7 protein-coding genes are annotated in these 11,865 nt (G+C 62.9%); 3 read left to right on the top strand and 4 right to left on the bottom strand.

Annotated elements, in window-relative coordinates; genetic code table 11:
- Together D8767_RS20325 and lysA are read right to left on the bottom strand one after the other, a co-directional pair.
- Positions 1 to 501: a sigma-70 family RNA polymerase sigma factor gene (locus tag D8767_RS20325; protein ID WP_016714840.1), complete on the bottom strand. Its 501-nt coding sequence runs from the start codon at positions 499 to 501 to the stop codon at positions 1 to 3.
- Between the two features lie 109 nt (positions 502 to 610).
- Positions 611 to 1,843, bottom strand: a complete 1,233-nt coding sequence (gene lysA / locus D8767_RS20320; RefSeq protein WP_016714841.1) for a diaminopimelate decarboxylase — start codon at positions 1,841 to 1,843, stop codon at positions 611 to 613.
- 124 nt (positions 1,844 to 1,967) lie between these two features.
- Here lysA and D8767_RS20315 point away from each other — a divergent pair, with 124 nt between their 5' ends.
- Positions 1,968 to 2,873, top strand: coding sequence for a LysR family transcriptional regulator (locus tag D8767_RS20315; protein ID WP_020371282.1), 906 nt, complete (start codon positions 1,968 to 1,970; stop codon positions 2,871 to 2,873).
- An 8-nt stretch (positions 2,874 to 2,881) separates the two neighbouring features.
- On the opposite strand, the gene D8767_RS20310 is transcribed toward D8767_RS20315, so the two are convergent.
- On the bottom strand, positions 2,882 to 3,235 hold the full coding sequence (locus D8767_RS20310; protein ID WP_009684028.1) for a hypothetical protein: 354 nt from the start codon (positions 3,233 to 3,235) through the stop codon (positions 2,882 to 2,884).
- Positions 3,236 to 3,508: 273 nt separating this feature from the next.
- On the opposite strand from D8767_RS20310, the gene D8767_RS20305 reads away from it, so the two are divergent.
- On the top strand, positions 3,509 to 8,374 hold the full coding sequence (locus D8767_RS20305; RefSeq protein WP_016714843.1) for an NAD-glutamate dehydrogenase: 4,866 nt from the start codon (positions 3,509 to 3,511) through the stop codon (positions 8,372 to 8,374).
- 97 nt (positions 8,375 to 8,471) lie between these two features.
- Here the strand turns inward: D8767_RS20305 and D8767_RS20300 are convergent, their stop codons facing one another.
- Positions 8,472 to 9,290: a pyruvate, water dikinase regulatory protein gene (locus tag D8767_RS20300; protein WP_016714844.1), complete on the bottom strand. Its 819-nt coding sequence runs from the start codon at positions 9,288 to 9,290 to the stop codon at positions 8,472 to 8,474.
- A gap of 178 nt (positions 9,291 to 9,468) precedes the next feature.
- Here D8767_RS20300 and ppsA point away from each other — a divergent pair, with 178 nt between their 5' ends.
- Complete coding sequence (gene ppsA, locus D8767_RS20295) at positions 9,469 to 11,844, top strand: phosphoenolpyruvate synthase (RefSeq protein ID WP_016714845.1); 2,376 nt, start codon at positions 9,469 to 9,471, stop codon at positions 11,842 to 11,844.
- The last annotated feature ends 21 nt before the right edge of the window (positions 11,845 to 11,865 follow it).

Here is an 11,865-nt window from a genome sequence, read left to right as displayed (position 1 = left end):
TCAGCCTTCGACTGCCAGCAGGCAGCGGGTCATGGCCTTGATCAGGTGATTCTTCACCGTGGTGACTGACACGCCGAAGCGCTCGGCCGCAGCACCGTAGGTCAGGCCTTCCAGTTGCACGGCGAGAAAGATGGCACGGGTCTTGGGACCGAGTTCGTCAAGCAGGCTGTCCACGGCCATCAGCATTTCGATGATCGACAGGCGAACCTCTGGTGATACCTCCAGCGGCTCCGGTCGCAGGGCCAGGGCTTGCAGGTAGGCTTTTTCGATGGCGCGGCGGCGAACTTTGTCGATCAGCAGGGAGCGGGCGATGGCGCTGAGGTAGCTGCGCGGTTCGCGAATGGGTAGCTGGCTGCGGGCCGTCATGACCCGCAGGAACGTATCGTGCGCCAGGTCGGAGGCATCGGCTGCGTTTCCCAGGCGGGCGCGCAGCCAGCCTTTCAGCCAGCTGTTGTTTTCGTTGTATAGCTGGTGAAGGGCCTGGTGATCGAGCGTCGACATGGCGTCAAATTCGCAATATGAATAGGAATTGATCGCATTGTCGCGATGAGCCAAGGTGATTGCAAGGAGGGTTTGTCCTGGGGCTGCGATGCAGCCCCAAGCACTGAGATTAGAACCCCGCCTCCAGGCCCAGCAGGTCCTGCACGGTCTGCCGCCGGCGAATCATGCGCAGCGCCCCTTCCTCGATCAGGAACTCCGGCAGCAACGGCCGGCTGTTGTAGTTCGACGACATCGACGCCCCATAGGCCCCGGCATCGTGAATCACCAGCAAATCGCCCACCTGCGCCTGGGGCAGGTCCTGTGGGGTCAGTTCCTGGTCATCCTGGGTGAACACATCCCCCGACTCGCACAGCGGCCCGGCCACCACGGTCGGCTGGCGCGGGCGGTCCACTGGCTGGCCGTTGGCATCGAGCAGGGTCATGCCGTGGTACGCACCGTACATCGCCGGGCGCATCAGGTCGTTGAAGCCGGCGTCGATCATCACGAAGGTATTGCGCCCCACTTGCTTCACAGCGCGCACTTCGGCCACCAGGTAGCCTGACTCCGCCACCAGGAAGCGCCCAGGCTCGATCTCCATGCGCACCGGGTGGCCGAGCATCGCTTCGATTTCCTTGCGTGCCACCGCCCAGGTCTGGGCGTAGCGCTGCAGGTCGACCGGCTTGTCGGTGCTGCGGTACGGGGTGGAGAGCCCGCCGCCGATGGAAAACGCTTCGATGTTCACGCCCAGGCGGCCAATCAGCTCGATCATCGAGCGAGCCACCTGCTCCAGGTGCTGGTAGTCCACACCGGAACCAATGTGCATGTGCACGCCCACCAGGTGCAGGCCATGGGCCTTGATGCAAGCCAGTGCCTCCTCCAGCTCTCCGTGCCAGATGCCGTGCTTGCTGTTCTCGCCGCCGGTGTTTGTCTTGCGGCTGTGGCCATGGCCAAAGCCCGGGTTGATGCGGATCCACACGCGGTGGCCGGGCGAGCGTTCACCCAGCTGGCGCAGCATGTCGATGGAGCCCGCGTTCACTTCGATCTTCGAGGCCACCACGCGCTCCAGGGTCGGCCGGTCCAGCGCGTCGCAGGTCAGCACCACGCCGGCAGGGTCGCCGTCCACGCGGGCACCCGCTGCGAAGGCCCGTTCCATCTCACCCAGCGATACGGCATCCAGCACCAGGCCATGGGCGCGCATCAGGCGCAGCACATGCAGGTTAGGGTTGGCTTTCTGGGCGAAGCGTACGGTGTCGAACACCTTCAACTGCTCGACACGTTCGGCGATGGTGCTGGCGTCGTACGCCCACAGCGGCGAGCCGTGCTGGCGGACAGCTTCGGCCAGGAGGGAGAAAGGTGCGGTCATGGTGGCGCTACTCATATAAGGATGACCACGAGGATGAGCCAAACCAGGAATTCAGAAAAATAGCTATTTTTCTGCCGGTCATTCATATCTGATATACCCATTGCTGACTTTGCCGGGTACTGCTGTGAAACTCTCTGTCCGCCATATCGAAGTGTTCCGCGCCATCATGGCCGCTGGCAGTGTGACCGGGGCGGCGCGCCTGCTGTTTACCTCGCAGCCCACTGTCAGCCGCGAGCTGGCGCGGCTGGAGCAGTTAACCGGGCTGAACCTGTTCGAGCGCGAGGGTGGGCGCCTGGTGGCGACCGCCCAGGCGTTGCTGTTGATCGAAGAGGTCGAGCGCGCCTACGTCGGGCTGGAGCGGATTGACCGTTTTGCTCAGGCCATTCGCAATTTCGAGCAGGGGAGGCTGGCCATCACTTGCCTGCCGCTGTTCTCCCAGACGTTGCTGCCCAAGGCTTGCCAGCGTTTCCACCAACAGCATCGAGGCGTAAGCGTGAGTATCCTGGCGCAGGAATCGCCATTGCTGGAAGAGTCTCTGGTGGCCCAGCAGCACGACCTTGGCCTGACCGAGGTCGAGCAGATTCCGCGCGGTGCCTATGGCGAGCTGCTGTTCAGCGCCAACATGGTGTGCGTGCTGCCCGCGCATCACTCGCTACAGGCAAAAGCCGAGCTGGAACTTGCCGACTTTCATGAGGTGGACTTCATCAACCTGGCCAGCCTGGACACTTACCGCCAGCGCCTGGACCAGCACTTTCGCGCGGCGGGGGTAAACCGCCGCACGGTGATCGAGACCACCAGTGCCGCCTCGGTGTGTGCCATGGTCAGGCAAGGGTTGGGGGTGGCGATCATCAACCCGTTGAGCGGGCTGGAGGCGGCGCAGGGCGGGTTGCCGATCCGCAGGTTGCGGGTGTCGGTGCCGTACCAGGTGATGCTGATACGGCCAGACCATAGGCCGGCATCGGCGGCGGTGGAGCCGTTTTGCGAGGCGCTGCGGGTGCAGGCGCAAGAGATGCAGGCAGCGTTGCAGTAAAGGCGGGCTCACAACTCGCAGACGAAGGTCCCGGTCCCGGCCAGGATGTTCTCCAGGGTTTCTTTCACTTCGTCCAGGTCACTCAGGTCGCTGGTCAGGTTGATCTCCAGCACCTCATCCCCCTTCAGCGCATCGCGGTCGCCGGCTGCCACTTCAATCAGCAGGCGCTTGGCGCTCAGGGTCACTTTCAGCCCGTCCAGCGTCGATGGCTCGTCATCCAGGGTCAGGTCGACGGTGTCTTCGTCCGGGTAGCGGGTAAGCAGAAACATCTGGCCCTTGTCGCTGTGGCAGCACAGGGTCGCCATGTTGTCTTCCTCGTCATCGCAAGGGGTGGCGAAGAGCAGGGCGGTGTTGATTTGCATGAGCGGGCTCGGATCAAAGTGAATGGAAGGGAATTCTGACAGTCTTGCGTACAGGCATAAACGTAAAGTTACCGCCCCTTGACCGAAATTGTCGCAGCGCTGCAAGCGTTGATGACCGATCAGTCGTTAAGCTTCGGCGAGCCCTGGGCGTGCCCGCGCACGTTCAACGTCTGGTTTTACCGTCCGCCTTGCTACGGGTTGGCTATCGTTGATCCGTACACGGCGCACGCAGCGACGCTTCAACTATTACAAAGCCCAAGCGGAGTACCACAGATGGCGTTCTTCACCGCAGCCAGCAAAGCCGACTTTCAGCATCAACTGCAAGCGGCCCTGGCGCAGCACATCAGCGAACAGTCCCTGCCACAAGTGGCGCTGTTCGCCGAGCAGTTCTTCGGCATCATCTCTCTGGACGAACTCACTCAGCGCAGGCTTTCCGACCTGGCCGGCTGCACCCTGTCAGCCTGGCGCATCATCGAACGTTTCGACCCCGAATACCCGCAAGTGCGGGTGTACAACCCTGATTACGAGCGCAACGGCTGGCAATCGACCCATACTGTGGTCGAGGTGCTGCACCACGACCTGCCGTTTTTGGTCGACTCGGTGCGCACCGAGCTCAACCGCCGTGGCTATAGCATTCACACCCTGCAAACCACCGTGCTCAGCGTGCGCCGTGGCGCCAAGGGTGAGTTGTTGGAGCTGCTGCCCAAGGGTACCCAGGGCGAGGGCGTGCGCCACGAGTCGCTGATGTACCTGGAGATCGACCGCTGCGCCAATGCCGCAGAGCTGACCGTGCTGGCCCGCGAAATCGAGCAGGTGCTGGCCGAGGTGCGGGTGGCAGTCGCCGATTTCGAGCCGATGAAGGCCAAGCTGCGTGACGTGGTGGCCGAGGTGGAACAGACCGCCTTCGGCCCGGCGCAACACGAAAAGGGCGAGGTCAAGGCCTTCCTCGAGTGGCTGCTGGACAACCACTTCACCTTCCTGGGCTATGAAGAATTCACCGTCAAGGGCGACGCCGATGGCGGCCAGATGGTTTACGACGAGCAGTCGTTCCTCGGCCTGCCGCGCCGCCTGCGCGTGGGCCTGACGGCCGAAGAGCTGCGCATCGAAGACTACGCCGTGGCCTACCTCAACGAACCGCTGCTGCTGTCGTTCGCCAAGGCCGCGCTGCCCAGCCGCGTGCACCGCCCGGCCTACCCGGACTACGTGTCGATCCGCCAGCTGGACGCCGATGGCAAGGTTATCAAGGAACACCGCTTCATGGGCCTGTACACCTCGTCGGTGTATGGCGAAAGCGTGCATGCCATCCCTTACATCCGCGTCAAGGTAGCCGAAGTCGAGCGCCGCTCGGGCTTCGACCCCAAGGCCCACCTCGGCAAGGAACTGGCCCAGGTGCTGGAGGTGCTGCCGCGCGACGACCTGTTCCAAACGCCGATCGACGAGCTGTTCACCACCGTCATGGCGATCGTGCAGATCCAGGAGCGCAACAAGATCCGCGTGTTCCTGCGCAAGGACCCGTACGGCCGCTTCTGCTACTGCCTGGCGTACGTGCCGCGGGAGATCTACTCCACCGAAGTGCGACAGAAAATCCAGCAAGTACTGATGGAGCGCCTGAAGGCCAGCGACTGCGAGTTCTGGACCTTCTTCTCCGAATCGGTGCTGGCCCGTGTGCAACTGATTCTGCGGGTAGACCCGAAAAACCGCATCGACATCGACCCGCAGCAGCTGGAGCGCGAAGTCATCCAGGCCTGCCGCTCGTGGCATGACGATTATTCGACGCTGGTAGTGGAGAACTTCGGCGAAGCCCAAGGCACCAACATCCTCGCCGATTTCCCCAAGGGCTTCCCGGCCGGCTACCGCGAACGCTTTGCCGCGCACTCGGCCGTTGTCGACCTGCAGCATGTGCTGAACCTGTCGGAAAGCAAGCCGCTGGCCATGAGCTTCTACCAGCCGCTGACCCAGGTGGGTGAGCGCATCCTGCACTGCAAGCTGTACCACGCCGACACCCCGCTGGCGCTGTCCGACGTGCTGCCGATCCTGGAAAACCTCGGCTTGCGCGTGCTGGGCGAATTCCCGTATCGCCTGCGCCATGCCAGTGGCCGCGAGTACTGGATTCACGATTTTGCCTTTACCTACAGCGAAGGCCTGAGCCTGGATATCCAGCAGCTCAACGACACCCTGCAGGACGCCTTCATCCACATCGTGCGTGGCGATGCCGAGAACGATGCCTTCAACCGTCTGGTACTCACCGCTGGCCTGCCTTGGCGTGACGTGGCGCTGCTGCGCGCTTACGCCCGTTACCTGAAGCAGATCCGCCTGGGCTTCGACCTGGGTTACATCGCCAGCACCCTGAACAACCACACCGACATCGCCCGCGAGCTGACCCGGTTGTTCAAGACCCGCTTCTACCTGGCGCGCAAGCTGACCCAGGACGACCTCGACGACAAGCAGCAGCGCCTGGAACAAGCCATCCTGACCGCGCTCGACGACGTGCAGGTGCTCAACGAAGACCGCATCCTGCGGCGCTACCTGGATCTGATCAAGGCCACCCTGCGCACCAACTTCTATCAGCCGGATGCCAACGGCCAGAACAAGTCGTACTTCAGCTTCAAGTTCAACCCCAAGCTGATCCCCGAACTGCCCAAGCCGGTGCCCAAGTTCGAAATCTTCGTTTATTCGCCTCGGGTCGAGGGCGTGCACCTGCGCTTTGGCAACGTCGCCCGTGGCGGCCTGCGCTGGTCTGACCGTGAAGAAGACTTCCGCACCGAAGTGCTGGGCCTGGTCAAAGCCCAGCAGGTGAAGAACTCGGTCATCGTGCCGGTCGGCGCCAAGGGCGGTTTCCTGCCGCGCCGCCTGCCACTGGGCGGTAGCCGGGACGAGATCGCCGCCGAAGGCGTGGCGTGCTACCGCATCTTCATTTCCGGCCTGCTCGACATCACCGACAACCTCAAGGACGGTGGCGTGGTGCCGCCGGCCAACGTGGTGCGCCACGACGATGATGACCCGTACCTGGTGGTGGCGGCCGACAAAGGCACCGCCACCTTCTCCGACATCGCCAACGGCATTGCGATCGATTATGGCTTCTGGCTGGGCGATGCCTTTGCCTCGGGCGGTTCGGCCGGTTATGACCACAAGAAGATGGGCATTACCGCACGCGGCGCCTGGGTGGGTGTGCAGCGCCACTTCCGCGAGCGTGGCATCAACGTGCAGGAAGACCCGATCACCGTCATCGGCGTGGGTGACATGGCCGGCGACGTGTTCGGCAACGGTCTGCTGATGTCCGACAAGCTGCAACTGGTGGCGGCGTTCAACCACCTGCACATCTTCATCGACCCCAACCCCGAGCCTGCGTCCAGCTTTGCCGAGCGCAAGCGCCTGTTCGACCTGCCGCGTTCGGCCTGGAGCGACTACGACACCAGCATCATGTCTGAAGGCGGCGGTATCTTCCCGCGCAGTGCCAAAAGCATCACCATCAGCCCGCAGATGAAAGAGCGCTTTGCCATCGAGGCCGACCGCCTGACCCCGACCGAGCTGCTGAACGCGTTGCTCAAGGCACCGGTCGACCTGCTGTGGAACGGCGGTATCGGTACCTACGTGAAGGCCAGCAGCGAAAGCCACGCTGATGTCGGCGACAAGGCCAACGATGCGCTGCGGGTCAACGGCAATGAGCTGCGCTGCAAGGTGGTGGGCGAGGGCGGCAACCTGGGTATGACCCAGCTTGGCCGGGTGGAGTTTGGCCTGAACGGCGGCGCCACCAACACCGACTTCATCGACAACGCCGGCGGCGTTGACTGCTCCGACCACGAGGTCAACATCAAGATCCTGCTCAACGAAGTGGTGCAGGGTGGCGACATGACCGAGAAGCAGCGTAACCAGCTGCTGGGCAGCATGACCGACGAAGTCGGCAACCTGGTGCTGGGCAACAACTACAAGCAGACCCAGGCGCTGTCGCTGGCGGCCCGCCGCGCCCGCGAGCGGATTGCCGAGTACAAGCGCCTGATGGCCGACCTGGAAGGCCGTGGCAAGCTGGACCGCGCCATCGAGTTCCTGCCGTCGGAAGAGCAGTTGGCTGAACGCCTGGCTGCCGGCCAGGGGCTGACCCGCGCCGAGCTGTCGGTGCTGATCTCGTACAGCAAGATCGACCTCAAGGAGCAACTGCTCAAGTCGCTGGTGCCGGATGACGACTACCTGACCCGCGACATGGAAACCGCCTTCCCGCCGTCGCTGGTCAGCAAGTTCGCCGAGGCCATGCGCCGCCACCGCCTGAAGCGCGAAATCGTCAGCACCCAGATCGCCAACGACCTGGTCAACAACATGGGCATCACCTTCGTCCAGCGCCTGAAGGAGTCGACCGGCATGAGCCCGGCCAACGTGGCCGGGGCCTATGTGATCGTGCGCGACATCTTCCACCTGCCGCATTGGTTCCGCCAGATCGAGGCCCTGGACTACCAGGTGCCGGCAGAAATCCAGCTCACCCTGATGGACGAGCTGATGCGTCTGGGCCGCCGTGCCACCCGCTGGTTCCTGCGTAGCCGCCGTAACGAGCAGGACGCCGGGCGCGACACCGCGCACTTCGGGCCGAAGATCGCGCAGCTGGGGCTCAAGCTGGACGAGCTGCTGGAAGGCCCGACCCGCGAACGCTGGATGGTGCGTTACCAGGGCTTTGTCGACGCCGGTGTGCCGGAGTTGCTGGCGCGCATGGTGGCCGGTACCAGCCACTTGTACACCCTGCTGCCGATCATCGAAGCCGCCGACGTCACCGGCCATGAGCCGGCGCAGGTGGCCAAGGCGTTCTTTGCGGTGGGCAGCGCGCTGGACCTGACCTGGTACTTGCAGGAAATCAGCAACCTGCCGGTGGAAAACAACTGGCAGGCCTTGGCCCGCGAAGCGTTCCGCGATGACATTGACCTGCAGCAACGGGCAATCACCATCTCGGTACTGCAGATGGCCGATGCACCGGAAGACATGGACGCCCGCGTGGCGCTGTGGGCCGAGCAGCACCGGGTGATGGTGGAGCGCTGGCGCGCCATGCTGGACGACCTGCGCAATGCCCAGGGCACCGACTATGCGATGTACGCGGTGGCCAACCGCGAGCTGGTCGACTTGGCCATGAGCGGGCAGGCGGCGGTGGTGCCGTCCTGAGCTTGAGCTGAAATGAAAAACCCGGCAGACATGCCGGGTTTTTTTATCCCTGTGCTGGCCTCTTCGCGGGCATGCCCGCGAAAGGGCCAGAACAGGCTTACTTGAACCTGCGCTCTACGCCTTTCTCCACCAGAATCTTCGCCGAAATCTCTTCCACCGAAAAATGCGTGGAATTGATGTTGGGAATGTTCTCCCGGCGGAACAGGTTCTCCACCTCGCGCACTTCGAACTCGCACTGGGCAAAGCTGGAATAGCGGCTGTTGGGCTTGCGCTCGTGGCGGATGGCGGTGAGGCGATCGGGGTCGATGGTCAGGCCGAACAGCTTGTTGTGGTGCTTTTTCAGCACCGCCGGCAGCTGCAGGCGCTCCATGTCGTCCTCGGTCAGCGGGTAGTTGGCGGCGCGGATGCCGAACTGCATGGCCATGTACAGGCAGGTAGGGGTCTTGCCGCAACGCGACACGCCAACCAGAATCAGGTCGGCCTTGTCGTAGTAGTGGGTACGCGCGCCGTCGTCGTTGTCCAGGGCGAAGTTCACCGCCTCGATGCGTTCCATGTAGTTGGAGTTACCGCCAATCGAGTGCGATTTACCCACGGAATACGACGAATGGGCGGTCAATTCCTGCTCGAGCGGGGATAAAAACGATGAAAAGATGTCGATCATGAAGCCATTCGACGTCGCCAGGATCTCACGGATGTCCTGATTGACGATGGTGTCGAAGATGATCGGGCGCACCCCGTCACGCTCGGCGGCGGCGTTGATTTGCTGGACCATGGTCCGTGCTTTGTCCGGCGAGTCGATGTACGGGCGGGTAAATTTGTTGAACGGAATGCTCTCGAATTGCGCGAGCAAACTCTGGCCCAGGGTTTCGGCAGTGATACCGGTGCCGTCGGAGATGAAGAACGCGGTTCGTTTCATTTGCGATCTGGGCCTTAAGCTGATGACGTTTCTTGGATATGATAAGTTCGGTTTGCCGAATGCGGCTGTCGGCATTCTCACTTATTTTCCAGGTACAGGCCACAAACGCCCGGCCAAGTCACAGAAGACAGGCGGGCGCCTTTTGAGCTTTTCCAACACAGTTAGTGGAGAGATCACCTTGGTAGAGTACGTAGTTTCCCTCGATAAGCTCGGCGTCCATGATGTGGAGCATGTGGGGGGCAAGAACGCATCCCTGGGCGAGATGATCAGCAACCTTGCAGGTGCTGGTGTATCGGTGCCGGGCGGCTTTGCCACTACGGCGCAGGCGTACCGCGATTTTCTCGAACAGAGTGGTCTCAACGACCGGATCCATGCCGCGCTCGACGCGCTGGACGTGGATGACATCAATGCCCTGACCAAAACCGGCGCGCAGATTCGCCAGTGGGTCATGGAAGCCGAGTTCCCGGCACGTCTGGATTCGGAAATCCGAACCGCCTTCGCCGCGATGGCTGCCGGCAACGACAACATGGCGGTTGCCGTGCGCTCCTCGGCCACTGCCGAAGACCTGCCGGACGCCTCGTTCGCAGGCCAGCAGGAAACCTTCCTCAACATCCGTGGCGTCGACAACGTGATCCGCGCGGCCAAGGAAGTGTTCGCCTCGCTGTTCAACGACCGCGCCATCGCCTACCGCGTGCACCAGGGCTTCGACCACAAGCTGGTGGCCCTGTCTGCTGGCGTGCAGCGCATGGTCCGCTCCGAAACCGGCACCGCCGGCGTCATGTTCACCCTCGACACCGAGTCGGGCTTCCGCGACGTGGTGTTCATCACGGGCGCCTACGGGCTGGGTGAAACCGTGGTGCAGGGTGCGGTCAACCCTGACGAATTCTACGTGCACAAGAACACCCTGCAGGCCGGCCGCCCGGCCATCCTGCGCCGCAACCTGGGCAGCAAGGCCATCAAGATGGTCTACGGCGAAGAAGCCAAGGCCGGCCGTTCGGTCAAGACCGTGGAAGTGGACCGCGCCGAGCGCGCACGCTTCTGCCTGACCGATGCCGAGGTCAGCGAGCTGGCCAAACAGGCCATGATCATCGAGCAGCACTACCAGCGCCCGATGGACATCGAGTGGGCCAAGGACGGTGACGACGGCAAGCTGTACATTGTCCAGGCGCGCCCTGAGACCGTGAAAAGCCGTTCCAGCGCCAACGTCATGGAACGCTACCTGCTGAAAGAAAAAGGCACCGTACTGGTCGAAGGCCGTGCCATCGGCCAGCGCATCGGCGCCGGCAAAGTGCGCGTGATCAACGACGTTTCGGAAATGGACAAGGTCCAGCCGGGCGACGTACTGGTTTCCGACATGACCGACCCGGACTGGGAACCGGTGATGAAGCGCGCCAGCGCCATCGTCACCAACCGTGGCGGCCGAACCTGCCACGCGGCGATCATTGCCCGCGAGCTGGGCATTCCGGCCGTGGTCGGTTGCGGCAACGCCACCCAGGTGCTCAAAGACGGCCAGGGCGTGACCGTGTCCTGCGCCGAAGGCGATACCGGCTTCATCTTCGAAGGCGAGCTGGGCTTTGACGTCAAGCAGAACTCCGTCGACGCCATGCCGGAGCTGCCGTTCAAGATCATGATGAACGTCGGTAACCCGGACCGCGCCTTCGACTTCGCCCAGTTGCCCAACGCCGGTGTCGGCCTGGCGCGCCTGGAGTTCATCATCAACCGCATGATCGGTGTGCACCCCAAGGCACTGCTGAACTATGCCGGCCTGCCTGCCGACCTGAAAGACAGCGTCGACAAGCGCATTGCCGGTTACAACGACCCGGTCGGCTTCTACGTCGAGAAACTGGTCGAAGGCATCAGCACCCTGGCGGCGGCCTTCTACCCGAAAAAGGTCATCGTGCGCCTGTCGGACTTCAAGTCCAACGAGTACGCCAACCTGATCGGCGGCAAGCTGTACGAGCCGGAAGAAGAAAACCCGATGTTGGGCTTCCGTGGCGCTTCGCGTTACATCAGCGAATCGTTCCGTGACTGCTTCGAGCTCGAGTGCCGTGCCCTCAAGCGCGTGCGCAACGAGATGGGCCTGACCAACGTCGAGATCATGGTGCCGTTCGTACGCACCTTGGGCGAAGCCAGCCAAGTGGTCGACCTGCTCGCCGAAAACGGGCTGGCCCGTGGCGACAACGGCCTGCGCGTGATCATGATGTGCGAGCTGCCGTCCAACGCCATCCTGGCCGAAGAGTTCCTGGAGTACTTCGACGGCTTCTCGATCGGCTCCAACGACCTGACCCAGCTGACCCTGGGCCTGGACCGCGACTCGGGCATCATCGCCCACCTGTTCGACGAGCGTAACCCTGCCGTCAAGAAGCTGCTGGCCAACGCCATTGCCGCGTGCAACAAGGCCGGCAAGTACATCGGCATCTGCGGCCAGGGCCCATCGGACCACCCGGACCTGGCCAAATGGCTGATGGAGCAAGGCATCGAAAGCGTGTCGCTGAACCCGGACTCGGTACTCGAAACCTGGTTCTTCCTGGCCGAAGGCCAAGGCGCGGCCTGATGCAGTAAAACGCGGGGGGAC

This window comes from Pseudomonas sp. LTGT-11-2Z (genome assembly GCF_003691445.1).
GTDB classification, from domain to species: Bacteria; Pseudomonadota; Gammaproteobacteria; order Pseudomonadales; family Pseudomonadaceae; genus Aquipseudomonas; species Aquipseudomonas monteilii.
This window is presented reverse-complemented; position numbering and strand designations above follow the sequence as displayed.